Source organism: Bradyrhizobium sp. 35, from assembly GCF_023073215.1.
GTDB lineage: Bacteria > Pseudomonadota > Alphaproteobacteria > Rhizobiales > Xanthobacteraceae > Bradyrhizobium > Bradyrhizobium canariense_D.
Window position 1 is genome coordinate 1 of the sequence record NZ_JADPJC010000068.1, and the last position, 25,859, is coordinate 25,859.

The 25,859-nt window shown below is 64.6% G+C and carries 33 protein-coding genes and 1 riboswitch; of the genes, 18 read left to right on the forward strand and 15 right to left on the reverse strand.

Going from position 1 to position 25,859, the window contains the following annotated elements; genetic code table 11:
- Positions 1 to 155: 155 nt before the first annotated feature.
- Positions 156 to 473 carry a hypothetical protein gene (locus IVB36_RS14885; protein ID WP_245288369.1) on the reverse strand — a complete coding sequence of 106 codons (318 nt, stop codon included), beginning with the start codon at positions 471 to 473 and terminating at the stop codon, positions 156 to 158.
- Positions 474 to 593: 120 nt separating this feature from the next.
- On the reverse strand, positions 594 to 833 hold the full coding sequence (locus tag IVB36_RS14890; RefSeq protein WP_018453532.1) for a hypothetical protein: 240 nt from the start codon (positions 831 to 833) through the stop codon (positions 594 to 596).
- A 277-nt stretch (positions 834 to 1,110) separates the two neighbouring features.
- Here IVB36_RS14890 and IVB36_RS14895 point away from each other — a divergent pair, with 277 nt between their 5' ends.
- From IVB36_RS14895 to IVB36_RS14915, 5 genes are all read left to right on the forward strand, one after another.
- Positions 1,111 to 1,563: a nuclear transport factor 2 family protein gene (locus tag IVB36_RS14895; RefSeq protein WP_247299169.1), complete on the forward strand. Its 453-nt coding sequence runs from the start codon at positions 1,111 to 1,113 to the stop codon at positions 1,561 to 1,563.
- Between the two features lie 217 nt (positions 1,564 to 1,780).
- A complete protein-coding gene (locus IVB36_RS14900; protein ID WP_247392024.1) occupies positions 1,781 to 2,218 on the forward strand; it encodes a nuclear transport factor 2 family protein in 438 nt (145 codons plus the stop codon).
- A gap of 212 nt (positions 2,219 to 2,430) precedes the next feature.
- Complete coding sequence (locus tag IVB36_RS14905) at positions 2,431 to 3,348, forward strand: hypothetical protein (protein ID WP_026232548.1); 918 nt, start codon at positions 2,431 to 2,433, stop codon at positions 3,346 to 3,348.
- A 240-nt stretch (positions 3,349 to 3,588) separates the two neighbouring features.
- Positions 3,589 to 4,011 carry a hypothetical protein gene (locus tag IVB36_RS14910; protein ID WP_018453528.1) on the forward strand — a complete coding sequence of 141 codons (423 nt, stop codon included), beginning with the start codon at positions 3,589 to 3,591 and terminating at the stop codon, positions 4,009 to 4,011.
- A gap of 280 nt (positions 4,012 to 4,291) precedes the next feature.
- The gene (locus IVB36_RS14915) at positions 4,292 to 4,429 is read left to right on the forward strand and encodes a hypothetical protein (RefSeq protein ID WP_018453527.1); all 138 of its coding nucleotides are present in this window, start codon (positions 4,292 to 4,294) and stop codon (positions 4,427 to 4,429) included.
- Between the two features lie 28 nt (positions 4,430 to 4,457).
- On the opposite strand, the gene IVB36_RS14920 is transcribed toward IVB36_RS14915, so the two are convergent.
- From IVB36_RS14920 to IVB36_RS14930, 3 genes are all read right to left on the reverse strand, one after another.
- Positions 4,458 to 4,604: a hypothetical protein gene (locus tag IVB36_RS14920; RefSeq protein ID WP_007596790.1), complete on the reverse strand. Its 147-nt coding sequence runs from the start codon at positions 4,602 to 4,604 to the stop codon at positions 4,458 to 4,460.
- A 198-nt stretch (positions 4,605 to 4,802) separates the two neighbouring features.
- Complete coding sequence (locus IVB36_RS14925; RefSeq protein WP_018453526.1) at positions 4,803 to 5,285, reverse strand: MaoC family dehydratase; 483 nt, start codon at positions 5,283 to 5,285, stop codon at positions 4,803 to 4,805.
- Complete coding sequence (locus tag IVB36_RS14930) at positions 5,285 to 5,737, reverse strand: MaoC family dehydratase (RefSeq protein ID WP_018453525.1); 453 nt, start codon at positions 5,735 to 5,737, stop codon at positions 5,285 to 5,287. Before IVB36_RS14930 ends, IVB36_RS14925 begins: the two co-directional genes overlap by 1 nt.
- A gap of 178 nt (positions 5,738 to 5,915) precedes the next feature.
- On the opposite strand from IVB36_RS14930, the gene IVB36_RS14935 reads away from it, so the two are divergent.
- On the forward strand, positions 5,916 to 6,212 hold the full coding sequence (locus tag IVB36_RS14935) for a DUF4282 domain-containing protein (RefSeq protein ID WP_018453524.1): 297 nt from the start codon (positions 5,916 to 5,918) through the stop codon (positions 6,210 to 6,212).
- Positions 6,213 to 6,241: 29 nt separating this feature from the next.
- Here IVB36_RS14935 and ychF read toward each other — a convergent pair whose 3' ends face one another.
- From ychF to IVB36_RS14955, 4 genes are all read right to left on the reverse strand, one after another.
- Positions 6,242 to 7,339 (reverse strand): redox-regulated ATPase YchF, encoded by a 1,098-nt coding sequence (gene ychF / locus IVB36_RS14940; protein WP_247392026.1) that lies wholly within the window; start codon positions 7,337 to 7,339, stop codon positions 6,242 to 6,244.
- A gap of 5 nt (positions 7,340 to 7,344) precedes the next feature.
- A complete protein-coding gene (gene pth, locus IVB36_RS14945; RefSeq protein ID WP_018453522.1) occupies positions 7,345 to 7,950 on the reverse strand; it encodes an aminoacyl-tRNA hydrolase in 606 nt (201 codons plus the stop codon).
- 58 nt (positions 7,951 to 8,008) lie between these two features.
- A complete protein-coding gene (locus IVB36_RS14950) occupies positions 8,009 to 8,728 on the reverse strand; it encodes a 50S ribosomal protein L25/general stress protein Ctc (protein ID WP_018453521.1) in 720 nt (239 codons plus the stop codon).
- A gap of 183 nt (positions 8,729 to 8,911) precedes the next feature.
- Complete coding sequence (locus IVB36_RS14955; protein ID WP_007596812.1) at positions 8,912 to 9,163, reverse strand: accessory factor UbiK family protein; 252 nt, start codon at positions 9,161 to 9,163, stop codon at positions 8,912 to 8,914.
- A 169-nt stretch (positions 9,164 to 9,332) separates the two neighbouring features.
- Between IVB36_RS14955 and IVB36_RS14960 the strand changes: the two genes are divergently transcribed.
- The 8 genes from IVB36_RS14960 (at position 9,333) to IVB36_RS14995 (ending at position 16,996) form a co-directional block, all read left to right on the forward strand.
- On the forward strand, positions 9,333 to 10,070 hold the full coding sequence (locus tag IVB36_RS14960; protein ID WP_018453519.1) for a dienelactone hydrolase family protein: 738 nt from the start codon (positions 9,333 to 9,335) through the stop codon (positions 10,068 to 10,070).
- An 8-nt stretch (positions 10,071 to 10,078) separates the two neighbouring features.
- The gene (gene lgt, locus IVB36_RS14965) at positions 10,079 to 10,924 is read left to right on the forward strand and encodes a prolipoprotein diacylglyceryl transferase (RefSeq protein ID WP_018453518.1); all 846 of its coding nucleotides are present in this window, start codon (positions 10,079 to 10,081) and stop codon (positions 10,922 to 10,924) included.
- Between the two features lie 21 nt (positions 10,925 to 10,945).
- Positions 10,946 to 12,064: an SAM-dependent methyltransferase gene (locus tag IVB36_RS14970; protein WP_018453517.1), complete on the forward strand. Its 1,119-nt coding sequence runs from the start codon at positions 10,946 to 10,948 to the stop codon at positions 12,062 to 12,064.
- The gene (pgeF, locus tag IVB36_RS14975) at positions 12,061 to 12,828 is read left to right on the forward strand and encodes a peptidoglycan editing factor PgeF (RefSeq protein ID WP_018453516.1); all 768 of its coding nucleotides are present in this window, start codon (positions 12,061 to 12,063) and stop codon (positions 12,826 to 12,828) included. Before IVB36_RS14970 ends, pgeF begins: the two co-directional genes overlap by 4 nt.
- Positions 12,829 to 12,941: 113 nt before the next feature.
- A complete protein-coding gene (locus IVB36_RS14980) occupies positions 12,942 to 13,550 on the forward strand; it encodes a hypothetical protein (RefSeq protein WP_018453515.1) in 609 nt (202 codons plus the stop codon).
- A gap of 193 nt (positions 13,551 to 13,743) precedes the next feature.
- Complete coding sequence (locus IVB36_RS14985; RefSeq protein WP_007614838.1) at positions 13,744 to 14,697, forward strand: ribose-phosphate pyrophosphokinase; 954 nt, start codon at positions 13,744 to 13,746, stop codon at positions 14,695 to 14,697.
- 239 nt (positions 14,698 to 14,936) lie between these two features.
- Positions 14,937 to 15,965, forward strand: a complete 1,029-nt coding sequence (locus tag IVB36_RS14990) for a putative zinc-binding metallopeptidase (RefSeq protein WP_018453513.1) — start codon at positions 14,937 to 14,939, stop codon at positions 15,963 to 15,965.
- On the forward strand, positions 15,962 to 16,996 hold the full coding sequence (locus tag IVB36_RS14995) for an ATP-grasp domain-containing protein (RefSeq protein ID WP_018453512.1): 1,035 nt from the start codon (positions 15,962 to 15,964) through the stop codon (positions 16,994 to 16,996). The genes IVB36_RS14990 and IVB36_RS14995 overlap by 4 nt, the downstream gene beginning before the upstream one ends.
- Before the next feature lie 75 nt (positions 16,997 to 17,071).
- On the opposite strand, the gene IVB36_RS15000 is transcribed toward IVB36_RS14995, so the two are convergent.
- Positions 17,072 to 17,635 carry a 6,7-dimethyl-8-ribityllumazine synthase gene (locus tag IVB36_RS15000; protein WP_026232546.1) on the reverse strand — a complete coding sequence of 188 codons (564 nt, stop codon included), beginning with the start codon at positions 17,633 to 17,635 and terminating at the stop codon, positions 17,072 to 17,074.
- A gap of 76 nt (positions 17,636 to 17,711) precedes the next feature.
- Positions 17,712 to 17,869: riboswitch (FMN riboswitch) on the reverse strand.
- A 411-nt stretch (positions 17,870 to 18,280) separates the two neighbouring features.
- Here IVB36_RS15000 and IVB36_RS15005 point away from each other — a divergent pair.
- Positions 18,281 to 18,781, forward strand: a complete 501-nt coding sequence (locus tag IVB36_RS15005) for a YbjN domain-containing protein (RefSeq protein ID WP_018453509.1) — start codon at positions 18,281 to 18,283, stop codon at positions 18,779 to 18,781.
- Positions 18,782 to 18,974: 193 nt separating this feature from the next.
- Positions 18,975 to 19,802, forward strand: coding sequence for a pyrroline-5-carboxylate reductase (proC, locus tag IVB36_RS15010; protein ID WP_018453508.1), 828 nt, complete (start codon positions 18,975 to 18,977; stop codon positions 19,800 to 19,802).
- 99 nt (positions 19,803 to 19,901) lie between these two features.
- Here proC and IVB36_RS15015 read toward each other — a convergent pair whose 3' ends face one another.
- From IVB36_RS15015 to IVB36_RS15035, 5 genes are all read right to left on the reverse strand, one after another.
- Entirely contained in the window at positions 19,902 to 20,306 is a 405-nt protein-coding gene (locus IVB36_RS15015; RefSeq protein WP_018453507.1) for a hotdog domain-containing protein, read from the reverse strand.
- Between the two features lie 183 nt (positions 20,307 to 20,489).
- Positions 20,490 to 20,738, reverse strand: a complete 249-nt coding sequence (locus tag IVB36_RS15020) for a tautomerase family protein (protein ID WP_083926322.1) — start codon at positions 20,736 to 20,738, stop codon at positions 20,490 to 20,492.
- A gap of 55 nt (positions 20,739 to 20,793) precedes the next feature.
- Entirely contained in the window at positions 20,794 to 22,314 is a 1,521-nt protein-coding gene (hisS, locus tag IVB36_RS15025; protein ID WP_247392027.1) for a histidine--tRNA ligase, read from the reverse strand.
- Between the two features lie 50 nt (positions 22,315 to 22,364).
- Entirely contained in the window at positions 22,365 to 22,889 is a 525-nt protein-coding gene (locus IVB36_RS15030; protein WP_018453504.1) for a DUF2314 domain-containing protein, read from the reverse strand.
- 268 nt (positions 22,890 to 23,157) lie between these two features.
- A complete protein-coding gene (locus IVB36_RS15035; protein WP_026232543.1) occupies positions 23,158 to 24,240 on the reverse strand; it encodes a branched-chain amino acid aminotransferase in 1,083 nt (360 codons plus the stop codon).
- A 338-nt stretch (positions 24,241 to 24,578) separates the two neighbouring features.
- Here IVB36_RS15035 and IVB36_RS15040 point away from each other — a divergent pair, with 338 nt between their 5' ends.
- Positions 24,579 to 25,118, forward strand: coding sequence for a MarR family transcriptional regulator (locus tag IVB36_RS15040; RefSeq protein WP_007596846.1), 540 nt, complete (start codon positions 24,579 to 24,581; stop codon positions 25,116 to 25,118).
- Complete coding sequence (locus tag IVB36_RS15045; protein WP_018453502.1) at positions 25,115 to 25,846, forward strand: response regulator transcription factor; 732 nt, start codon at positions 25,115 to 25,117, stop codon at positions 25,844 to 25,846. The genes IVB36_RS15040 and IVB36_RS15045 overlap by 4 nt, the downstream gene beginning before the upstream one ends.
- Positions 25,847 to 25,859: the final 13 nt, after the last annotated feature.

A 25,859-nucleotide genomic window follows, 5' to 3' on the forward strand; every position in this document is an offset into this window, starting at 1 on the left:
GGGCATAGGGGTGGGTGGAAGAAGAGGTAAGGGGGCGCGGAGCGCCGGCGCCGCCCATGGTTGTTCATGGCGGCGTCGGAGAATCATGAGAACGCGAACTCACCCCAGGCTCGCCGTCACCACCGCCATCACCGACAGCAGCAGCACGGTGGTCATCAGTTGCAGCGAGGCGACCGCTGGGTGCGCCATGCCGTGATCTTGTCGGCGAGCGACAGATGGGCCTCGAAGAACTTCGGTTCGTAGACGGTCTTGAACAAATGCGGGAAGCTCACCGCAAGCAGCGCATGGGCGAGCGAGGCGATGGCGACGAAGATGGCGACGCCGGGATCGCCGACCAGGTCGTGATTGCCGACCAGCTTGAGCAGGAATGCGGCGGCGGCGAAGGTCGGGAAGCTCTGCAGCGTCGCGGTCAGCGCGAGGCCTTCGAGCGCGTTATGCAGGCTGGACTTTCTGACTCTGGCGATGGCGGCCATGGCACGTCTCCCTGAGGACATGCGGATGAATCCAGCCGCCATCAGGGGGACCTGATGTGAGATGCGTCACGCCCATTTCCTCTGCGGGAACAAGGCGCGCGCCCCCCGAATGACCAGGGGTTACAGCTTGCCCTGCCCGTTCACCTGGCTCTGCTGTTGCCGCTGTCTCTCCTGCTCTTGCTGTTCCTTGGCATGGTGGCGGCCGTAGAGGCAGCCGGCGGCGGCGCCGAGGACGCCGTGATGGCCAGCATAGTGGCCGGCGACGCCGCCGACGACGGCGCCCTTGATGCAGCCCTTGGCGTTGGCGGCGGACGTCGCGCCACAGATGAGAAGTACGGCGATGGCGGCGAGGGATTTCATGGATCAATGTCTCCGGATGCGGTGTCGCACTCTCAACAGGCACGGGCCCGTCCCGGTTCCCGCGCGCGCACGCGATGCTTCGCTAGACCATGCAGCCGAACGCCTGCACGAATTCGTGAAGGCTCGCGCTTGCTCAACCATAAATTGCAGTCATGAACCTGGCATTACGCTGGCGCGTCATACGTCAGCAATATCCCCTGTGGTTTGCGGATTGCCGGTGTCCGAGGCAGCGCGTTAGCCTTGCGCGAACTCCACACGGCCGATGAGGGCGGGCGGAATGACGGTCGAGAAGCTCAATCGCCAGCGCGTGCTGCATCTGCTCGACGCCATCTCGCGCAGCGATCTCGCTGCCGCGCTGTCGTGCTGCACCGACGACGTCGACTTCCTCACCCACGCGCCGATCGATGTGCTGCCGCACATGGGCCCCTGCCACGGCAAGCAGGAGCTCGGCGAATTCTGGCGCACCGTGCAGGAGCGATACGCCGAGATCCGCTACGAGGTGCCGCAGATCGTCGCCGAGGGGGACACGGTCGCGGCCTATCTGCGCGTGTTCTTCAGGAAGCGCAGCAACGACCGCATCATTCAGGTCGACATGGCCGTCTTCTACACTTTTCGCCGCGGCAAGGTGGCGCAGATCCGCGAGATCATCGATTCCTACGACCTGGTGCAGCAGGTGCTGGAACGTGAGATCGGCCCCCTGATCGTGGGCGAGCGGGTGGACGGGGGCTAGCTCTCTCCCAAACCGGCCCGGACCGGGAAAATACGGGGTTCTATTGTAAATCTCACACGCCGGAATCAATTGTGCATTGCGAAAACGTGAATTGCGTTTTGGCCGAATTGACGTATTTTGTTCGTATACAAATGAGTTGAGCGACCCCGCGGCATCTTTCCTGTGCGCTTGGGGTTGTTTTTCGCTTTTTCGCAAGCCAGCTTCAGGACTGCCCAAGATGACAGAGCACAGCCTCTGGCGTTTCTCGCGTGCGTTGCACCGCGCGATCAACGACCGGCATTTCGAGGACATCGAGGCCCTGATCGACGAGGACGTCGAGTGGGCGCTCAATGGGCCGATCGACATGTTTCCGTTCCTCGGCGCGCGCCAGGGCAAGGACGCCGTGCTCGACGTCATCCGCCAATTCGCCGACAATTTCCAGGTCCGCCGCTTCGACCGCGAGAGCATCATGCTCGGTGTCGATTCCGCCGCCTCGATGCTGCGCTATTCGCTGACCGCACTGGATTCCAGCAAGCCGATCAGCTTGCGGGTGGCGCAGTTTGCCCAGTTCAGGGCGGGCAAGCTCACCAGCATGCGCGTGCTGATCGACACGTTTGATCTGGTCGAGCAGGCTGGCCGCGCCATTCATCTGCCGAAGATGACCAGCGTCGGCTGAACGGAACACCAACGGGCCCCGCACTTCGGGACCGATGGCTGAGCACCCCACGACGCGTCCTGGCCTCCAGCCCCGCCGATGCAATCGTGGAGAAGCTCGTCATCGGGCGCGCGCCTTTCGCGCGGCCCGTTGGTTCGCGTCTGATGGAACCGCCACAATTTCGCAATGATGGTTCCGCATCCTCGGCGGGAACTGGGCTGACGGGCAGGACGATGGAATTCGCGACAGGGTTTGGCTGGACCAGGCTGCCGATGCTGGCGGCCGCTTTGATCTTGGGATCGGTGCTGACGGTTTCGGCGCAGATCATTCCGCCCTTCTCCCCCGGCCCGGCCGCAGCGCCCGACGACGACGCCGAAGCGGCGGAGGCCCCCGACGTCAACGACCCCGACGTGCTGAGCGGCATCGACGTTGACAAGCTCGACTGGGGCCAGCTCGCGATCGACGCCGGCACGCTCAACGACATCATCGCCGCCAAGAAGCGCGCGCAGGCCGCCGCCAAGGACGGGCTGAACTGGGCGACGAACGCCAACGCCAACGGCTCCTCGGCGGTGACGGTGAAGCAGTCGGTATCCTCATTCTGGGACGCCCGCATCGGCGCCGACATGACGGTGACGAGCGAGCCGCGGACGATGTCCGAGCTGCTGGCACAGAAGGCCAGCAATGGCGGCAGCGTGCCTCAATCGTCCGGCAGCGCCTGGGCGGCCGCGACCGCGCCGGGCGCCGGCGCGATCTGGGACAAGACCGCGGTGGAGGCTCGCGTCGATCCCGGCGCGGAGCAGAGCAAGCTCGGGGCCTCGCTGATCAAGTCGGTGCCGCTGTCGGGCGACACGTCGCTGACGCTGCAGAACGGCTACAGCGTCAACCAGCAGGGCACCACGGCGCTCCCCGGCGTCGGCGGTCACGTCACGCGCAATTACGAGACCGAGCAGTCGGCCAAGGTCACTCTCACCGATACCGGCACCAGCATCACCGCGGGCCAGTCGCTGTCGACCACGGACGACAAATGGCTGCGCAAGGTCGGCGCGGAACAGAAGCTGTTCGACAACGTCACCGTCTCCGGTTCCGTCGGCGAAACCTCGCAAGGGGCGATCAACAAGAGCCTGACGGCGGGTTTCAAGAAGAGCTGGTAGCTGTTTTCGCCTCTCCCCCCTGCGGGGCGAGGGAGTCGAGCACCGACCGGCCGCGCATTCACTTCGGCGCGGCGGCCGCGTTCAGACTCCGGTAACCATACGCCACGGCAAAGCCCCCGAATGGACCGCCCTTGCCGCACCTCGGCCAAGTTGCGGCCAAAATCCGGCGCCCTAGTCCCAGACCGACGTCGTCGTGCGGGGGACACTCGCGCTGCGCTCAACGCGAACAGGGGAATAACGATGAACGCCATGCGTCCGGAAAAGACCGAAGCCACCGAGACCGAGACCATCGACACCAACCTTGCCGCAGTGACGGAAGTCGAAGCCGGCATCCGTGACTTCGTCCGCAACGACATCGCCTATCTGCGCCGTCCGGCAGCGACCGCCGCGGACGCGCCGCCGCTCGATCCGAGCGCGGAGGCCACCGTCACCAACGTCAACTCGCTGATCCAGCGCGTCGCCGGCACCTCCCTCGCCGAGATCGAGAATTTGATCTCCGAGCTCGAGAGCCTGCGCGACCTGCTCCACGCCGAAGGCCAGCGCGTCCAGCGCGAGATCTCCGGCTACGCCCAGCTCAGCCAGGCCGCGATGAAGTCGACCCGCATGATCGCCGACAACGTCTCGCAGTGGAAGCGCGCCGCCGACGGCCTGCGCAACAGTTGATCGCTGCATCCCGCATCACCAGCCGCCGCGTTCCGAAAGGGGCGCGGCGGTTTTGATTCGTGGGGTGTGTGACGGTGCGCACGCGCCCCACGAAAAGTGTCATCACGCGAAAGCGGGTGATCCAGTATTCCAGAGGCAGCGAGGCTAGAACTGTGACGCGCGGCGTACCGGATGCCCCGCTTTGGCGGGGCATAACAGCGGAGGGGTTTGAACTTCCCGCATCCATCCGGCGACTAACGCCAAGCGCTCTTGCCATCGCGGCCGGGCCTGGGGACTTTTCATGGAAAGCATTCGGCCCGACACCACCGACCCGATACCGCTGCGGCCCGCGCCGAACCAGTTCGGCACGATCATGCTGCGTTTTGTCGGTTTGCTGGCGGTTGCGATCGCGACATTGGCGTTCGTCTATAGCCGCTGAGGGCGGAGGCCGCGGAGTTAACGAAATCTTACCGGGCGGCTTCCACGGTCGAAGCTTCCAGGGTGTAGGCGCCGTCGGCATAGCCCTTCACCACCATGCCGGCCACCAGCATCACGGCCAGCGTCGCGGTAGCAAAGATGAATCCGACCAGCTTGAGTGCGCCGCGGTCTGCCATGGTCCTCGTCCCCTGTACTCTGCCCAGTTCGTTCAAATAGACAGCGACAGGTTCATAATTGGTTAGCAACTCGATGGTTCCGCGCATTGCTTCGCGGGAAAACCATGTTGCGCAGGCTTATGGCAGCCACCCGGAATCGCGTCCATAGCGCGGGGGCAACACTCGCGCGCTGTTTTCGCCGTTCATCCTGGAACGAATCTAACCGCCGTTCACACGCATCGGCACGAAGGCGGTTGCGGTGATGGCGTAGACGTCCTCGCCGCGCTGGTTGGTGCCGGTGGTGCGCGCGGTCAGGATGCCCCAACCGGGTCGCGAGGCGGAGCTGCGCTTGTCGATGACGACGTTGACGTAGGTGACGATGTCGCCGGCGAGCACCGGCCTGATCCAGCGCAGGTCGCGAAAGCCCGGCGACGGGCCCCACACCGCGACCTCCTCGCCGCGCGAAGCGGCTTCCCGCGCCAGGCGCTGGCCGTCGGCGACAAGCAGGCTCATGCAGGCCGACCCGACGTGCCAGCCCGAGGCCGCGAGCCCGCCAAACAAGGAGTTCTTGCCCTCCTCCTCGTCGAGGTGAAAACGCTGCGGATCGAACTTTGCGGCGAATGTCTTGATCGACTCGGCCGTGAACGTATAGGCGCCGATCTCACGGCGATGCCCAATCTCGATCTCCTCGAAAAACGGCATCAGACCGCCCCTTCGCGCCGCTTGATCAGGATCGGCGACGTCATCTCGCACAGCGCATCACCCCCGGCGTTGCGCACGGTGCATTTGAATTTGACGATGCCGAGCTCCGGGCGGCTCTTCGAGGTGCGGGCCTCCACGACGTCGACTTCGAGCATGAGATCGTCGCCGGGTCTGAGCGGCGACAGCCACCGCACTTCGTCGACGCCGGGAGATCCCAGCGAAGCGGCGCGGGTGATGAAACCGTCGGCCATCATCCGCATCATCAGCGAACAGAGATGCCAGCCCGAGCCGGACAGGCCGCGCAGCATGCTTTTGCTGGCGGCGTCCTCGTCGAGGTGCATCGGCTGCGGATCGAACTCGGCGGCAAAGGCCACGATCTCGTCGCGCGTGACATGGCGCGGGCCGAATGTTCCGAACCGGCCGGGCGGGAAATCTTCGAAGGTCAGGGTCATCTTGGGAAAGGTTTGAGGGAACGACAGATTGTGGCCGCACTTTGCGGCAATCTCAACCCGCCGGCCCGCATGGCTCGTGCTACATTCGGCGCGCCGGCGTCGGTCTTGAGTCGGATCGAGCAGGGGCCACGATCCATTTGCAAGGCCCGACAACACCTGAATTGCCCTGGGGAGAGCAATGTTTTCATTCAGCGACCTGTTTCAATGGGACCGCTTTATCACGCCGACGATCATCAAGACCTTCTACTGGCTGGTGATCGCGCTGATCTGCCTGTTCGGCCTCTCCGGCATCTTCTCCGGCCTCGCAATGATGGCGATCAGCCCGTTCGGCGGCTTCCTGATGCTGCTGTCGTCGATCGCGAGCGTCGTCGTCGGAATCGTGTTCTCGCGCATTCTCGCCGAGCTGATCCTGATCATCTTCCGCATCAACGAGCATCTTGGCGCGATCAGGGATCAAGGCGGCGGGGTGCGGTAGGGCGCTTCCGGGGCACGAACTCCAGCGTCTTACGTGTTGAACCTGAAATGCATCACGTCGCCGTCGGCGACGACGTATTCCTTGCCTTCGAGGCGGAGCTTGCCGGCATCGCGGGCGCCGGCTTCGCCGTTCAGCGCGACGTAGTCCTCATACGCGATGGTCTCGGCGCGGATAAAACCCTTCTCGAAGTCGGTGTGGATCACGCCGGCCGCGCCCGGCGCCTTGGTGCCGCGATAGATGGTCCAGGCGCGCGCTTCCTTCGGGCCCACCGTGAAATAGGTGATGAGGTCGAGCAGCGTGTAGCCGGCGCGGATCAGGCGATCGAGGCCGGCCTCTTCGAGACCCAGCGTCTCCAGGAAGTCGGCGCGTTCGTCGCGCGAAATGGTGGCGATCTCGGATTCGATTTTTGCCGAGATGACGACCGCAATGGCGCCTTCCTTGGCAGCCTGGTCCTGCACCGCCTTCGAGAACGAATTGCCTGATGCGGCCGAGCCTTCCTCGACGTTGCAGACGTAGAGCACGGGCTTGGACGACAGCAGGCCGAGCATCCCGAAGGCGCGCTCCTCCTCCGCCTTGCGCTCGACGAGGCGCGCGGGCTTGCCTTCGCGCAGCAGCACCAGCGTGCGATTGACGAGGTCGAGCTGCTCCTTGGCGTCCTTGTCGTTGCCCTTGGCCTTCTTGGACAAATTGTCGACGCGCTTCTCGAGGCTGTCGAGATCGGCGAGCATCAGCTCGGTCTCGATGGTCTCGATATCGGCGAGCGGGGCGATCTTGCCTTCGACATGGGTAATGTCGGAGTCCTCGAAGCAGCGCACGACATGCGCGATGGCGTCGACCTCACGGATGTTGGCGAGGAACTGGTTGCCGAGGCCTTCACCCTTGGACGCGCCGCGCACGAGGCCGGCGATGTCAACGAAGGTCAGCCGGGTCGAGATGATCTGGCCCGACTTGGCGATCGCTGCGAGCTTATCGAGCCGCGGATCCGGCACCGCGACCTCGCCGACATTCGGCTCGATCGTGCAGAACGGATAGTTCGCCGCCTGCGCCGCGGCCGTCTCGGTCAGCGCGTTGAACAAGGTCGACTTGCCGACATTGGGCAACCCGACGATCCCGCATTTAAATCCCACGAGCGTTATTCCTTGCCGTTGTCGTCCTTGGTCAAAAATCCCTTCGCCTGCATGGCGAGGTGCACCCTGTTGGCGAAGGTCGCGTCCGTGCCTTTGGCAACCAATGCCGCGTGCTCGGCCACCGCGTCGCAGAGCGTCGCCACCCAGTCGTTGTCCGCTTTGGCGAAGTCCGACAGCACATGGCCGTGCACCAATTCCTTGACGCCGGGATGACCGATGCCGAGCCGCACCCGGCGGTACTCGTTGCCGATATGGGCGGAGATCGAGCGCAGGCCGTTGTGGCCGGCGATGCCGCCGCCGATCTTCACCCGCACCTTGCCCGGCGGCAGTTCGAGTTCGTCATGGAATACGGTGACGTCGCCCGGCGCGATCTTGAAGAAGCTTGCCGCTTCCTGAACGCTGCGGCCGGAATCATTCATGTAGGTCATCGGCTTGAGCAGGATCACGCGCTCGGTGCCGAGCGTGCCTTCCGAGGTCTCGCCCTGAAACCTGCGGCGCCAGGGTGCGAAACCATGACGCCGCGCGATCTCGTCGACGGCCATGAAGCCGACATTGTGCCGGTTACGTGCGAATTTCGGGCCGGGATTGCCGAGCCCAACAAACAGTCGCATGACGCGGCGCGCCCCTCGCTCGGCGCGCGATCAGGGACCGCGCGCCAGCTTTGAGAGATTACTTCTTCTTGTCGCCGCCGGCGGGAGCCTTGGCAGCCGGGGCCTTGGCAGCCGCTGCCGGAGCAGCAGCACCCGCAGCCGGAGCAGCACCAGCCGCCGGAGCAGCAGCACCCGCGGCAGGAGCAGCAGCAGCAGCCTTCAGCTCTTCGGCGTAGCCGGACGGCGGCACGATGGTGACGAGGGTCGCGTCCTCGGAGGTCAGCGCCTTCACGCCGGCCGGCAGCTTGATGTCGGAGAGATGCAGCGAGTGGCCGATTTCGAGCGAACCCACGTCGGCCTCGATGAACTGCGGGATGTTCTCCACGCCGCACTCGAGCTCGATCGCATGCGCAACGATGTTCACGGCGCCGCCGCGCTTCACGCCGGGCGAACCTTCGGCCTTCACCACGTGCAAGGGAACGCTGATGCGGATGGTGGCGCCTTCGCCGAGCCGCATGAAGTCGACGTGGATCGGGAAGTCCTTGACCGGATCGAGGTGGTAGTCGCGCGGAATCACGCGGTGCTTGTTGCCTTCGAGGTCGATGTCGACCAGCGTGGTCAGGAACCGGCCGGCGAGGATGCGCGAGCGCAGTTCGCGATCGTCCACCGAGATGGTCAGCGGGGGCTGGTTGTTGCCGTAGATCACTCCGGGCACTCTCCCGGCGCGACGCTCAGCCCGGGCGGCCCCCTTGCCGCTCTTCGGACGTGCGGTCGCCTTCAATTCCTTGACGGTCGCCATAACGTTAAGTCCTTGTTTTTGCAAAAGTTAATGGGCCGCAACGCGGCCCATGGCATACGCCGCAGCAAGCCTCCAGGGGTGCGGGGGCTGCGGACGTGGCGGGCTTTTACCCGGAAGACGCGGAAATAACAAGGAGAATGGGCGGCCGGAAGGAACCGGATCGCCCGGAAGGAGCCGGCGGAGTTACCCGCCGAGCTTGGCCTCCAGCGCCGCGATGCGCGCCTTCAGGGCCTCGTTCTCCTCGCGCGCCAGGCGCGCCATATCCTTGACCGCCTCAAACTCCTCGCGCTTGACCAGGTCCATGTCGCGCAGGAATTTTTCGGCTTGGGTGCGCATCACCGTGTCGAACTCGCGCTTGACGCCCTGCGCGGCGCCGGCGGCATCGTTCATCAGGCGGCCGATCTCGTCGAAAAACCGGTTGTTGGTCTGGGTCATGTCGGTCTCCTGGCGGCTTTCGATGAACTCTGCGCGAACGCGCGGGGAGACAATGGCAATCCGATTGGGCGGGTTCAAGGGCCGATCGGCGGTATCCTTGTCATGCCCCGGTTTCCTTGCAATCGTATTCAACGTCCCTGCATAAGAAGAATCACAAAAGGCGCTCGAGATGATCGATCAGCAGATCGCGATCCCCACCAAGGACGGTCACACCGCAACCTTCATCAGCCATCCCGAACGCGGCGGGCCGTTTCCGGTCATCCTGTTCTACATGGACGCGCCGGCGATCCGCGAAGAGCTGCGCGACATGGCGCGCCGGCTCGCAACATCGGGCTATTACGTGATGCTGCCGAACCTCTATTACCGCTCCGGCGTGATGGAGCTCGGCGCGCTGCCGGCCGATCCGAACGCCCCGGAACGCAAGCGCATGTTCGCGCTGATGGGATCGCTCACGATCCCCATGATCATGGACGACACGCGGGCGTTGCTCACCTATGCCGAGGGCCAGGCGGCCGCGAACACCAAACTGATCGGTACAGTCGGCTACTGCATGAGCGGCCGCTACGCCGTCAACGCCGCCACGCATTTTCCCGATCGCGTCAAGGCCGCCGCTTCGGTCTACGGCACCCAGCTCGCAACCGACCAGGACGACAGCCCGCATCTGGCGGCAGCCAAGACCAAGGCCGAACTCTACTTCGCCTGCGCCGAGACCGACATCTACGCGCCCGCCGAGATCATCGAGAAGGTGAAGCAGGGCATGAGCGGCGCCAAAGCCGAAGTCGAGATCTATCCCGGCACCCATCACGGCTTCGCCTTCCCCAAGCGTCCGGCCTATCACCGCGACGCCGCCGAGCGGCATTGGGAGCGTCTGCTGGCGCTCTATCGCCGCAATCTCGTCCAGACATAGAAGGCGCGATGCAACTTCTGCTCATCGACTTTCCCGCCTTCAAGCCGATCGCGATCGAGATCGGCCCGTTCGCGATCCGCTGGTATGCCCTGGCCTATATCTGCGGCATCGTGTTCGGCTGGCTCTATGCGCGCTCGCTCCTGAAAAGGGAGCGGCTGTGGGGCGGCCCGGCGCCGATGTCGCTGGTGCAGATCGACGACTTCATTCTGTGGGTCACGCTCGGCATCATCCTCGGCGGCCGCACCGGTTATGTGCTGTTCTACAACCTGCCCTTCTTCATCGACCATCCCGCCGCGATTTTCAGGCTGTGGGAAGGCGGCATGTCCTTCCACGGCGGCTTCCTCGGCTGCGTCGTCGCGGTGATGTGGTTCGCCTATCGCAACCGCATCTCGATCCTGTCGCTCGGCGACATCACCACCGCCGTCGCTCCGGTCGGGCTGCTGCTCGGCCGCATCGCCAATTTCATCAACGGCGAATTGTGGGGCCGCGCCGCCGACCCGGAGCTGCCCTGGGCGATGATCTTCCCCAATGATCCCACCCAGCTGCCACGCCATCCGAGCCAGCTCTACGAGGCCGGCATGGAGGGCATTTTGCTGTTTGCCGCCCTCGCGATCATGATCCGCTTCGGCGCCCTGAAACGGCCGGGCATGATCCTCGGCGCCTTCATCCTGATCTATGGTTTGAGCCGGATCGCCGGCGAGCATTTCCGCGAACCGGACGTCCAGCTCGGCTTCCTCTGGGGCGGATTAACCATGGGCATGCTGTTGTCGATCCCGATGCTTATTGTAGGCCTCATACTTATTGTATTGGCAGTGAGGCGCGGTGCGCCCGAGCCCGTAGGGGCTATTCGTTAATTCCTTTTGAGAAGATAGGCCGTGACCGACCAGCCGTTACTCGACGAGATCAAGGCGCTGATCAAATCCTCGGGCCCCATGCCGGTCTGGCGGTACATGGAACTGTGCCTGATGCATCCGCGCTATGGCTACTACGTCTCGCGCGATCCGTTGGGACGAGAAGGCGACTTCACCACTGCGCCGGAGGTCAGCCAGATGTTCGGCGAGCTCTTGGGCCTGTGGACCGCCTCGGTGTGGAAGCAGATGGGCTCGCCGCAATTCCTGCGGCTGATCGAGCTCGGCCCCGGCCGCGGCACCATGATGGCCGACGCCCTGCGCGCGCTCCGCGTGCTGCCGCCGCTCTACCAGGCGCTCCACATCCACATGGTCGAGGTCAATCCCGTCCTCCGCGAGCGGCAGAGTGCGACGCTGTCGGGCGTGCGCAACATCGCCTGGCACGACAGCATCGACGACGTGCCCGAGGGACCGAGCATCATCCTCGCCAACGAATATTTCGACGTGCTGCCGATCCACCAGATGGTCCGACACGAGAACGGCTGGCACGAGCGCGTGATCGAGGTCGACGCCAACGGAAAACTTCAATTCGGCGCGGCGGCCGAGCCGACGCCGCGCTTCGAGGTGTTGCTGCCGCCTCTGGTGCGCGCCGCGCCCGTCGGGGCCGTGTTCGAATGGCGGCCCGATGCCGAGATCATGAAGCTCGCCAGCCGCGTGCGCGACCAGGACGGCGCGGCGCTGATCATCGATTACGGTCATCTGCGCAGCGATGCCGGCGACACCTTCCAGGCGATCGCGCGCCACACCTTCACCGATCCCCTGAAGGCGCCGGGCCAGGCCGACGTCACAGCCCATGTCGACTTCCAGGCGCTCGCGCGCGGGGCGGAGGACGTCGGCGCCCGCGTGCACGGGCCGGTGACGCAGGGCGATTTCCTCAAACGCGTCGGCATCGAGACCCGTGCAGCCGCCTTGATGCAGAAGGCGGCGCCTGACGTCGCCACCGACATTTCGATCGCGCTCAAGCGCCTGACCGAAACCGGGCGCAGCGGCATGGGTTCGATGTTCAAGGTGCTCGGCATCTCCGAGCCGCGGCTGACGGGCCTTGCGGGACTCAGCGATCTCGAACGCGCCGGAGACGATTCATGACGCTTGCCTCCTCGCTGCTGTCCGCGGTGCCCGGCCTGCGCCACGCCTTCTTCACCCGCGAGGGCGGCGTCTCGGGCGGCATCTATTCCGCGCTGAACGGCGGGCTCGGCTCCAATGACGACCAGGCCCTTGTTGCGGAGAACCGCCGCCGCATGGCCGAGCATGTCGGCGTCGCACCCGAACGCTTTCTCAGCCTGCACCAGATCCATTCGCCCGACGTGCTCGTGGCCGAAGCTCGGTGGCCGAGCGGGCCGCGGCCGAAGGGCGATGCGCTGGTGACGAAGGTGCCCGGCATCGCGCTCGGCGTCTCCACCGCCGATTGCGGACCGGTGCTGTTCGTCGATCCCAATGCGGGCGTGATCGGCGGCGCGCATGCCGGCTGGAAGGGTGCGCTCACCGGCGTGCTGGAGCAGACCATTTCGGCGATGGAAAAACTCGGCGCCTCGCGGAGCCGCATCATCGCCGCGATCGGCCCGCTGATCCGCCAGGACAGTTATGAAGTCGGCAACGAGTTCGTGGCGCGCTTCATCGAGGCGGATGGAGACAACGCCATGTTCTTCATCCCGTCGGTGCGCGAGGGACACGCGATGTTCGACCTCGCCGGCTTCATCCGCAAGCGTCTGGAAGCCGCGGGCATCCTGATGATCGACGATCTCGGTCTGGACACCTACGCCGACGAACGCTTCTTCAGCTACCGCCGCTCGGTACATCGCAAGGAGCCGGATTACGGCCGCCACGTTCACGCGATCGCGCTCGAAGCGTGAACACAAAGGCAACCCCGTGTCATTCCGGGGCGATGCCTGCGCGCGATGATAGTGGCCTGTGGCGCCCCCGCCCTAGACGTTAATGCGTTTTAACGATATCGCTGCCCTCCATAATGAGGGACGCGTCATTCATCTTGCGCCGCGCGGGTTCGCGCGTGCTCGCGGTCATGCTGCTGACGGCCGCGCTTGGCGGCTGTGCCGGTGGCGGTGGCGCCGCGAACTCCTATGCGATGGCGCCGAGCGCCGGCTCGGGGGCGACAGTCGCGTTCGAATCGATCGACGGGCCGCCGCCGCAAGTGTTCGACCGCATGGTCGGCGTGCTCGACAGCGAATCCAAGCTGCGCAGCCTGTCCGTGGTCTCCCGCGAGGGGACGGCTGCCTACCGCGTGCGCAGCTACCTCTCCGCCCAGATCGTTCGTGGCAAGACCGTGATCGCCTGGGTCTGGGACGTCTACGACGCCAACCAGCAGCGGGCGCTGCGCCTTTCCGGCGAGGAACCGACCGCGGCCAAGGGCGGCCGGGATCCTTGGGGCGCTGCCGACGACCTCGTGCTGCGGAAGATCGCCCAGGCCGGATTCAGCGGACTTTCCAACATGATCAACGGTACACCGGATGCGCCGAACTCGGCGCCCGGCTTGCGCGGGCCGGCCGTGGCGAGCGTGATCCCGGAGGCTCCATTGGCCGACATGCCGGCCTCGGCGCTGGGCTATGCCGAGCGCTAACCCCCGCGAAACCACGGCCCCGTTTTCCGGCCAAACCGTTGGCCGGACTCGGGATTTCGCAGGGAAAACGTAGTGCCCCGGGTTGCCATTGCAGCCCCCGGCCTGATATTTCCTCGCCCGTCGTAACCGTGCTTCCAGTGGGTATTGTTTGATGTTGAACATCGTGTCCAGCAAAGCGCGGGAGGAAGCGTCCATGTCGGCCAAGAACGGCTCCATCAAGCTCGTCGCCGGCAACTCCAATCCGGCTCTCGCTCAGGCCATCGCGCAAGGTCTCGACCTGCCGCTGACCAAGGCGGTGGTACGGCGCTTCGCCGACATGGAGATCTTCGTCGAGATCCAGGAGAACGTGCGGGGCTCGGATGCCTTCGTCATCCAGTCGACCTCGTTTCCGGCGAACGACCATCTGATGGAATTGCTGATCATCACCGACGCACTGCGCCGCTCCTCGGCGCGCCGCATCACCGCGGTGTTGCCCTATTTCGGCTACGCCCGGCAGGACCGCAAGTCGGGTTCGCGCACGCCGATCTCGGCAAAACTCGTCGCCAATTTGATCACCCAGGCTGGCGTCGACCGCGTCATGACGCTCGACCTGCATGCCGGCCAGATCCAGGGCTTCTTCGACATCCCGACCGACAATCTCTACGCAGCGCCGCTGATGGTGCGCGACATCAAGGACAAGTTCGACCTCTCCAGGACAATGGTGATCTCGCCCGACGTCGGCGGCGTGGCGCGCGCACGCGGCCTCGCCAAGCGCATCAACACCCCGCTCGCGATCGTCGACAAGCGCCGCGAGAGGGCGGGTGAATCCGAGGTCATGAACGTCATCGGCGACGTCGCCGGCTACACCTGCATCCTGATCGACGACATCGTGGATTCCGGCGGCACGCTGGTGAACGCCGCTGACGCGCTGATCGCCAAGGGCGCCAAGGACGTCTACGCCTACATCACCCACGGCGTGCTCTCCGGCGGCGCGGCGGCCCGGATCACGAACTCCAGGCTGAAGGAGCTGGTGATCACCGACTCGATCCTGCCGACGGATGCGGTGAGCAAGGCCCCGAACATCCGCACGCTGCCGATCGCCAGCCTGATCTCCGACGCGATCGCGCGCACCGCGGCGGAAGAGTCGGTGTCGAGCCTGTTTGACTGAGGTTTTCGCCTCTGGCCGCTTGCGGAAAATCGTAGGGTGGGCAAAGGCGCAACGCGCCGTGCCCACCTTTTTTGTGGCCATGAAGACGGTGAGCACGCTTCCGCCTTCGCTCGTCGAGTTCCGGCGGACAAGTCGCTTTGCCCCCTACGGCCTCACGCGCCGCCGCCCCCCGGGTTGTTGCCAACGAGCGCCCATGACATCATCCGAATCCCGAGTCATCTCTGCCCTCTGGATGCCCGATGCCACGCCGGAAATTTGCCTGGGAGAAGCTGTCGGATGATGAGTTGCTCAAGCAACGCCTCTCCAGCCTGAGGGTTACGGTCGAAGGCACCTGGCTCGAGGATTGCGTCAGCGCGCTGTACGAGGAGCTCCAGGAGCGCGGCATCCGGCTGCGGCCGCACACCTGGATGTCGAGCGAATGGTTCAGTCCGGGCGGCGTTCCCGGCATCGCCATTCCGTTCTATCTCGCTCATCCCCGCCTGATGAAGCTCGAGAAGAAGATGATGTTCGACGTCGAGGGCGGAACCTGGCGTGAATGCATGGCCATCCTCCGTCACGAAGCGGGCCACGCCATACAGCACGGCTACCAGTTGCAGCGCCGCCGGCGCTGGCAGCAACTGTTCGGCCCGTCGTCGAAACATTATCCGCGCTATTACCGGCCCAATCCGGCCAGCCGGCGCTATGTCCAGCATCTGCGGCTCTGGTACGCGCAGAGCCATCCGGACGAGGATTTCGCCGAGACCTTTGCGGTGTGGCTGCGGCCCCGTTCGAACTGGCGGACACGATACGCCGGCTGGCCGGCGCTGAAGAAGCTCGAATATGTCGACGAACTGATGGGCGAGATCGCGGGCAAGCGACCGCTGATCACGACGCGGGAGCGTGTCGATACGCTGGGTCGGCTGAGCCAGACGCTCGAAGAGCACTACAAGAAGAAGCAGGCGTTCTACGCCTTCACGCCCCCCAAGACCTACGACCGCGATCTGTCCCGGCTGTTTTCAGCCGATCCACGGCATCACCGCTCGAAGCCGGCTTCGGCCCTGATCCGGCGGCACCGCGCCCATATCAGGCAGCTGGTGGCGCGATGGACGGGCGAGAATCAGCTTACACTCGATGCCGTGCTCGACGAGATGATCTCTCGCTGCCGCGAGCTCGATCTGCGTGCCGTCGGCCCCGAACAGAAGCTCGTTCTCGACTTCATCGTCCTCGTGACCGCCAAGACGATGCACACGATGTTTGGCCCGTCTCAACGAAAATGGATCGCGCTATGAGACGTCTGCGCATTCTGGTGCTCATGCATCCGGACTTCGTGCCGCCGGACTCCAGCGACGGACACACCGTGCAGGAGATCAACGCGTGGAAAACCGAATACGACGTCGTGAGTACCTTGCGCGCAGCCGGCCACGAGGTTCGACCACTCGGCGCGCAGGAGGAAATCAAGCCGGTGCGCGAGGCGATCGAGGAGTTCAAGCCGCACGTGGTGTTCACGCTGCTGGAGGAATTCCACAACAACGTCGCCTTCGACCAGCACATCGCGAGCTATCTCGAGCTGATGAAGGTCCCTTATACCGGGTGCAATCCGCGCGGCCTGACCCTGGCCCGCGGCAAGGATTTGTCCAAGACGCTGGTGCATCACCGCCGGATCGCTGCGCCGGCCTTTGCGGTCTTCCCGATGCGCCGCAAGGTGAAACGCCCGACACGCCTTGCGCTGCCGCTGATCGTCAAGAGCCTGAACATGGATGGCTCGTTCGGCATCTCGCAAGCCTCCATCGTCGACACCGACGAGAAGCTGGCCGAGCGGGTTGCCTTCATCCACGAGCGGGTCGAATCCGCCGCCATCGCCGAGCAGTTCATCGAGGGGCGAGAGCTTTACGTCGGCGTGCTCGGCAACAATCGCTTGCGCGTTCTGCCGGTCTGGGAGCTGAAATTCGGCAGCATGGGTGGCCGCTCGTCACGGCATATCGCCACGGAGAAGGCCAAGCACGACACCGACTATCAGGAGAAGGTCGGCATCGTCGACGGGCCTGCGAAGGATCTGGCGCCGGAAGTGACCGCCAGGATCCAGCGGGCCGCGAAACGCATCTACCGGGTGCTCGGCCTCGACGGCTATGCGCGCATCGATTTTCGTCTCACTGCCGACGGCACGCCATATTTCATCGAAGCCAATCCCAATCCCGAGATCGCCAAGAGCCAGGAGTTCGCCACGGCCGCTCTACATGACGGACTGAAATATCCGGCTCTCCTGCAGCGCATCCTGACGCTTGGGATCAGCCGCGCCAAAGCGGGGGTGTCACTGGGGTGATGACGGCGGCGATCGCCCTCATCCTTCGAGACGCGTTTCGCGCCCCTCGGGATGAGGGATGGTCGTTGCGCTGCGTTACACGATTCCCGCGGCGACCTGGCCGCGCAGGCGTTCGAGCCCGAGCAGTGTCTCCGCGCAGGCGGCTGCCACTTCGACGCCCTTGATGGCAAAATGCTTGCGGAAGAAATCGTAGTGCACCTCGGTCTCGTGGAATTGCTGCGGCGTCAGCACCGCGGAGAACACGGGCACCTCGGTGCGCAGCTGCACGTCCATCAACGCCTTGATCACGGTATCGGCGACGAACTCATGGCGGTAGATGCCGCCGTCGACGACGAGGCCGGCCGCGACGATCGCGGTGTAGCGTCGTGTCTTGGCCAGGATCTGCGCATGCAGCGGGATCTCGAACGAGCCCGGCACCTCGAACACGTCGACATGATTGAGGTGGCGCGCTTCTGCCTCCTTCGCGAAGGCGATGCGGGCCTCCTCGACCACGTCGCGGTGCCAGCAGGCCTGCACGAAGGCCACCCGCTGCGGTTTCGCGAAGCGCGGATGGTCGGGCACCGGATCTTGCGGAACCGGCGGTGGCGTTTGAGTTGGTTGGGACGTTTCGGCTTGGGGATCTTGCAACATCTGATTCATGGCTTTCCTCAGTTAAGGACCAGAATCAGGGCACACGGAACGACAAACAGCCGCATCCTGCGATGCGTCTGCCACCGACCGTTCTCTTTCATCCGGACTTTAACCGTCGGCTTCGGAGTTGCACCGAATCTGCTGACCCTTCCCCTCAGCAAGGCTTTGAGGAAGGCGCTCGCGGGCTTAGGCCTTACGGCCCTTACCGCCGGTGGGGACTTTCACCCCGCCCTGAGAACATCGGCCGCCCGGGATGAACGGCCTGACCGGAATATGACGCCGGTTCGGGGCCGCGGCAAGCGGGTTCCGCATGGGAAAACCGCATGGTCCCATGCCGCCATGGCGGTCCAGGGGGCACGCGACGGAATTAGCGATTGGCAGGCCTTTGGCGAATCCGATTCCGGTTTGTTCTTCTCCATCCGGTTCGGCCTCACCGGCGTTAATAATTGTGGCGGAGATGAGCTGTGGACGAACGAGTCCTGACTTGTGGACGGACTCGGCAGCCAGTTGCGCAGATTCCGCAAATCACATCAGTTGATCCGCGACAAGCCCGCGCTGATCCGAATGGATCGCCTTAGCAAGATTTAAGGGAGCGCGCGCCGGACCAACCGCGTGCGTATCAAAGACAACAAAAAGGCAAGAGGTCGAGACGGCATGTCCCTGCTCGAAGGCACCATCGATTCCAAAAACCATCCGCTCGCGGTGGTCGAGGATATCGCTGCCAGCAACAACTGGCCGTTCGAACGCTCCGGCGAAGACGAACTCACGATTGTCTCCAAGGGACAATGGACCGACTACCAGATCTCCTTCACCTGGATGGGCGAGATCGAGGCGCTGCATCTGGCCTGCGCGTTTGACATGAAGATCCCGGTTGCGCGGCGACCGGAGGTCCAGCGGCTCGTGGCCGCGGTCAACGAGCAATTGTGGGTCGGGCACTTCGACCTGTGGACCACCACCGGCATGATCATGCACCGGCAGGCCCTGGTGCTGCCGGGCGGGCTCATCGCCTCCACCGGCCAGTGCGAAGCCATGCTCGCAGGCGCCATCCACGCCTGCGAACGCTATTTCCCGGCGTTCCAGTTCGTGGTGTGGGCAGGCAAGTCCACGACGGAAGCCATGGACGCGGCCATGTTCGACACGGTGGGCGAGGCGTAAGCGCACTCAGCTCTCCAGCGCGTGAGGAAGGCGTCGCTCCCTGCTCGCCGTCGTCCCGGCGAAGGCCGGGACCCATACCGCGTGATTTCGCTTGTGGCACGCTGCTTGTTGCCAACACCTCCATCCATTAAAACCAGTTGTGGTTATGGGTCCCGGCCTTCGCCGGGACGACACTGAGTTTGTGGCAACGGCTATGACGAGCAACAACACTCTCGAGAACATCACCGGCACCATCCTGCTCGCCGGTGCCGGCAAGATGGGCGGCGCGATGCTGACCGGATGGCTTTCGGGCGGGCTCGATCCGCGCCGCGTCGCGGTGATCGATCCGCACATCTCGGCCGAGATCACCGCACTTGCCGCCAAGGGGATTGCGCTCAATCCTGATGTGACGACGGCAGGCCAGGTCGAGACGCTCGTCGTCGCGGTGAAGCCGCAAATGTTCCGCGAGGCCGGCGCCAAGCTGAAGCCATTCGTCTCCGACAAGACCGCGGTGGTGTCGATCATGGCGGGAACCACGATCGCCTCGCTCGAGGAGGTCTGCGGCGGCGCGGTGGTGCGCGCGATGCCGAACACGCCGGCCGCGATCGGTCGCGGCATCACGGTGGCTGTCGCCGCGAACAATGTCAGCGCACAGCAACGCGCGGTGGCCGATGCGCTGCTACGCGCCACCGGCTCGGTCGAATGGGTCAACGATGAGAGCCTGATGGACGCGGTCACTGCGGTGTCCGGCTCGGGTCCGGCCTATGTGTTTTTGCTGGCCGAGGAACTCGCGCGCGCCGGTGTCGAGGCGGGATTGCCCGAGGCGCTCGCGACAAAACTCGCGCGCGAAACCGTCGCCGGCTCGGGTGAACTTCTCCACCAGTCGGAGCTTGCCTCCGGCACGCTGCGCCAGAACGTCACCTCGCCCGGCGGTACCACGGCCGCGGCACTCGGCGTGCTGATGGGCGAGCCCGGCCTGCGCGATCTGATGATCCGCGCCATCGCGGCGGCGACGAAGCGGTCGAAGGAATTGGCGAAGTAAGAAAGTGTGCCGTAGGGTGGGCAAAGCGAAGCGTGCCCCACCCATTCGAATGCAATCGCGGAAAGATGGTGGGCACGGCGCTGCGCGCCTTTGCCCACCCTACGATTTCGAGCCTGCGGCTAGCCGCTTGTTGAACATCTCGACATTGACGAGCCCGCGCGCGTGGCGCCCTTCGCCGAGTTTTCGCGGGCCTTCGAAGGCCTCGACCTCGAAGCGGATGACGCGGCGCTCGACCGCGAAAACCTTCGCAGTGGTCCGCACCGTCGCACCGACGAGGGCTGCTGCAAGATGGCGGATATCGACCTCGGTGCCGACGGTGACCCAGCCCGGCTGAAGCGCCGCACGAATCGCATCGCCCGACGTCATCTCCATTTCCAGGATCATCATCGGCGTCGCATAGACCATCGGCATGCCGGGCACGAAATGCCCGACCGTGCGCTCCACCGGCACCACCAGCGTGCGCTCGGCGCTCATGCCGACCTTGATGAAGTCGCGTGCGTCCATGGGGCCTCCCCCCGTCGTCCTGGACAAGCGCAGCGAAGCGGAGCGCCGATCCAGGACCCATTACCCCGACCCAACATTGTCATGCGCGGTCTAAACCACGACCTGCTGCGACAACTGCCGCTTGGGGTAATGGGTCCTTGGCTTTCGCCAGGACGACCTTTGTGGTTGCCGAACCAGCGCCGGCTACTTCTTCGCAGCCGCCGCGCGCTCCACGAACGTCTTGCCGCCCTTCATCTTGTGGCGGAGCGGGGCTTCATTGATCTGGATGACGACGGCGTCGGCATCGACGCCGAGATTCTTCACCAGTGCCTGGGTGATGTCGCGCATCATGCCGGCCTTTTGTTCGTCGGTGCGGCCTTCGGCCATGCTGACAGTGATCTCAGGCATTTTTCTCTCCCTTGGGGCCGGACACCGGCCATTGACGGGCGCCATCAAACAGGAGGTAGATGTCCGGGACAAGCCCGGGCATGGCGACGTCAGCGAATGGCTAGCCCCAGCTCACGTCATGCCGCGCCAACACCTCGCGCACTTTGGCGACGAGGTCGGCCTCGCTGCACGAGAACTGCGCCGGGCGGCTCTCGCGCCATTCCTGGTTGGAAGCGATCGCGGCCGCCGCCTTCGCGCCCTCGATCAGATCCTTGATCTGCACCTCGCCACGCGCTTTTTCATCCGAGCCCTGGATGATGACGCAGGGCGCATTGCGGCGATCGGCATATTTGAGCTGGTTGCCCATGTTCTTGGGATTGCCGAGATAGAGTTCGGCGCGAATGCCGGCGGTTCGCAACGATGCGACCATCTTCTGATAGTCGGCGACGCGGTCGCGGTCGAACACGGTGACGACGACGGGGCCGAACTCGGGCCGCGTGTCGAGCTTGCCAAGCAGAGTCAGCGCGGCCTGAAGCCGCGACACGCCGATCGAGAATCCGGTCGCCGGCACCGGCTCGCCGCGAAAGCGCGAGACGAGACCATCATAGCGGCCACCACCGCCGACCGAGCCGAAGCGGACCGGGCGGCCCTTGTCATCCTTGGTCTCGAGCAGCAATTCGACCTCGTAGACGGGGCCCGTGTAATATTCGAGACCGCGCACCACGGAGGGATCGATCTTGATGCGGTCCGCGCCGTACCCCGACGCCGTCACCAGTTTCGCGATCTCTTCCAGCTCGCTCACGCCGGCCTGACCGACTTCGCTCTTGGCGAGATAGACCTCCGCCGCGGCGATCGCCTCTTTCCAATCGTCGCGCGGTTTGGTGATGGCGAGAACGACGTCAGCCTCCGACGCGCTCAAATTGGCGCCCTTCGTGAAGTCGCCCATGCCTTCTTCGCCGCCATCCCATCTACCGGGACCGAGCAGTTTGCGAACTTCCTCGGCGGGAAATTTGTCGAGCTTGTCGATCGCGCGCAGCACCGTCAGTCTGCGTGCTGCGTTCTCTTCGCCGCCGAGCCCGATGGCTTCCAGAACGCCGTCGAGCACCTTGCGATTGTTCACCTTGACGACATACGAGCCGCGCGCAATGCCTAGCGCTTCCATCGTGTCCGCGGCCATCATGCAGATCTCCGCGTCCGCCGCCGGCGTGGCCGATCCCACCGTATCCGCATCGAACTGCATGAACTGGCGGAAGCGGCCGGGGCCGGGCTTCTCGTTGCGGAAGACGTAGCCGACGCGGTAGCTGCGGTAGGGCAACACAAGACCGTCGGTCCCGTATCGCTCGCCGACATAGCGGGCGAGCGGCGCGGTCAAATCATAGCGGAGGCTGATCCACTGCTCGTCGTCGTCCTGGAACGAGAACACGCCCTCGTTCGGACGATCCTGGTCGGGCAGGAACTTGCCGAGCGCGTCGGTGTATTCCATCGCCGGCGTTTCCACCGGCTCGAACCCGTAGAGTTCGTACACGGTCCGGATCTTTTCCACCATCTCGCGCGTCGCCCGGATCGCGGCGGGATCGCGATCCTCGAGCCCGCGCGGCAGGCGCGCCTTCAGTTTCTGGGATTTTTTGGGTTTTTCGGCCATGCGCGGCATTTACCAGCCGACGCGTGATGCGGCAACTGCCGGGTAATCGCTTACGGCTGCTCCATCCGCGCCCGGAGCGCGTCGGCATCCGCTTTCGGCAGCGACTTCAGCGTTGGCTTGATGGTTTCGCCGCCGACGATCTTGCCGTTGCGCATGAACATCCAGTCCGAGATGTCGGCTTCAGTGAATTCGACCTTATCGCCTGCCCGCTTGCCGGCCAGATCGCGTGGCTCGTTGGCGAAGAGGCCGGAATAGGCCCCATTGGGTAGCTTCTTCACCTCGGCCATCCAGATGTGCTCACCGCCTTTGCGGGTCGAAAAGTGCACCTTCAGGGCATGCCCTGTCTCCGACGGCTTCGGCGCCTCGTAGGAGGCCCAAAAGGTCGGCAGCGTGCCGCGGGCGCGCGCGATCGCGGTGTTCATCTCCGGATCGGTGGTGCGCACGTCGACGACGGGCGAACGGCCCTCAGCGGAGACGTCCGGCTTGGGGCCGATGGTCAGAATGCCGAATACGGTGATGCCGGTGACCGCGGCAAGAACGACCCATTTCAGGGACTGGGGAAGAGTGGATGTCATGATCGCGATGTCCGGATGACTCGATGTCTGGGTATGCGAGGTCTTGGACTTTGTCGCACGATCATGGTGTCGCGTTCATGGCGAGAAAAGCCAACCAGCGATGCCCTTTTCCCCTCTCCCCTTGTGGGAGAGGGTGGCTCGCCGCGTAGCGGCGAGACGGGTGAGGGGTTCTATCCGCGAGTCCAACTGACCCTTGAACTCGCGGATAGAACCCCTCATCCGGCGCTTCGCGCCACCTTCTCCCACAAGGGGAGAAGGAAGAAGGGCCTCAATCCACCTTCCGGATCCAGTTGTGCGGATCGTTGGTGCGGCCGTACTGGATGTCGACGAGCTGCTTGCGCAGGCCCATGGCGACGGGGCCCGCGGCACCGCCGCTGATCTCGAAATCGCCGCTCACCGAGCGCACCGTGCCGATCGGCGAGATCACGGCGGCGGTGCCGCAGGCAAACGCTTCCTTCAGCTTGCCGCTGGCCGCATCCTTGCGCCACTGGTCGAGCGAGTACGGCTCCTCACGCACGGTCTTGCCGGCGTCTTTGGCCAGCGCAATGATGGAGTCGCGGGTGATGCCGGGCAGGATGGTGCCCAGCGGCGGCGTCGAGAGCGACCCGTCGTCGAACACGAAGAACACATTCATGCCGCCGAGCTCTTCGATGTAGCGGCGCTCGATTGCATCGAGAAAGACGACCTGGTCGCAGCCGTGCTGGATCGCCTCGGCCTGCGCACGCAGGCTTGCGGCATAGTTGCCGCCGCATTTGACGGCGCCGGTGCCGCCGACGGCAGCGCGCGTGTAATTCTCCGACACCCAGATCGAGACCGGCGCGGGGCCGCCCTTGAAGTAGGAGCCGACCGGCGAGGCGATCACCGCGAAAATGTATTCGGACGACGGCTTGACGCCGAGGAAGGTCTCGCTCGCGATCATGAAGGGGCGCAGGTAAAGGCTGCCCTCGCCGCCCGGCATCCAGGCGCGATCGATGCGCACGATTTGCTCGACCGCCTCGATGAAGACGTCTTCAGGGAGCTGCGCCATCGCCATGCGGTCCGCCGAGTCCTTGAAGCGCCGGGCATTGGCATCGGGGCGAAACAGGTTCACGCCGCCGTCGTCGCGCTTGTAGGCCTTGAGGCCTTCAAAAATTTCCTGGGCGTAGTGCAGGACGGCGCCGGCCGGATCGAGCTGGAAATTGGCGCGGGCCTCGACACGCGCCTCGTACCAGCCACCCTTGGCCTGGTTGTAGCGGACCACTGCCATGTGGTCGGTGAAGACCCGCCCGAAACCGGGGTCGACCAGCTTGGCGACCCGATCCTTCTCGGAGGTCGGATTGGATGCGGGCTGGATGTCGAATTTCATGCTCATGTCCTTGCCTCCCGCTGCCGGTAGCGGCGCCGTTGTGGCACCCGCCTGCCCCGATTTGGGCCCGGCTGGCTCGATTGGTTTCTGGCCGGACCGCCGCCAGCCTTGTTACGGCCGGTTTCCGTGGCCAGCATGTCACGGAGGACATGCTTTTGCGGAAGACGGAAGTCCAGTATGTTTTGCCGAAATGCCGTTCGACATCGCACGGTAGATCTGCTCCGGCCGTTGCCGCCTGTCCGGCCCACTGCGGCCGCCTTGCTTCGACGCCCACCCGACGCGAAACGATCTAAAATTTCGTGCGGGCTGATCGTTTTGTAACATTGAGACCAAGATACGTCAATATGCCTGACATAAATTTCGCGACTCCTTCTCAAGACGCAGCCGGGCCGCGGCCGGCCGCAGACGACGGAGGCAATTTGCGCTGGGATATCATCGAACTGCTGTTCTTCGCCTATCGCGATTTTGTCGGCGATCCCGACCAGGAGCTGGAGGCGTTCGGCTTCGGCCGGGCCCATCACCGCGTCATGCACTTTGTCTATCGTTATCCCGGCCTCAAGGTCGCCGACCTCCTCGACGTCCTGCGCATCACCAAGCAATCGCTCGGCCGGGTGCTCAAGCAGCTCCTGGACGAGGGCTATATCGTGCAGAAGACCGGCGACAATGATCGCCGCCAACGCCTGCTGTTTGCGACACCGAAGGGCGAGGCGCTGGTGCAGAAGCTCGCCGGCCTCCAGACCACGCGCATCACCAAGGCGCTTGCCGAGATGGCGCCGCAGGATGCCGAGACCGTCAAGCGCTTCCTGCGCGCGATGATCGACCGCGACGATCCGGACAAGGTGCTCGAGACGATCTTTGCCACCGTCAATCAGGACAAGGAGTGACCGTGCCGCTCGCTGCCACGCTCGCACGCCCGCCGGCACGTCCCGCAGACGATGCCCCGCATCTCCTGCTGGTCGATGACGACCGCCGCATCCGCGATCTGCTCTCGCGCTTCCTTGCCGGCGAAGGTTATCGCGTCTCGACCGCCGCGAGCGCTAGCGATGCCCGTTCCAAGCTTTTGGGCCTGCACTTCGACCTCTTGATCCTGGATGTCATGATGCCCGGCGAGACCGGCTTCGATCTCGCCCGTTTCATCCGGACCTCGTCCTCGGTGCCGATCGTGATGCTGACGGCGCGGCATGAAGCCGAAGCGCGCATCGAGGGCCTGCAGATCGGTGCCGACGATTACGTCGCAAAGCCGTTCGAGCCGCGCGAGCTTGCGCTGCGCATCAACAACATCCTCAAGCGCGCCGCGCCGCCGCCACAGGCCGCTGCGGTCGAGAAGATCGCGTTTGGCCCGTACATCTATCACCTCGACCGCGGCGAATTGCGCCAGGGCGAAGACGTCATTCACCTCACCGACCGCGAGCGCGAGATGCTGCGGATTTTGTCGGAGACACCGGGCGAGACCGTGCCGCGCAGCGCGCTGACCGGCAATGGCAGCGTCAACGAGCGCGCCGTCGACGTGCAGATCAACCGCCTGCGGCGCAAGATCGAGACCGATCCCGCCAATCCGCTGTTCCTCCAGGCCGTGCGCGGCATCGGCTACCGGCTGGTAGCCTCGCCATAAAGAGTGAACCGCC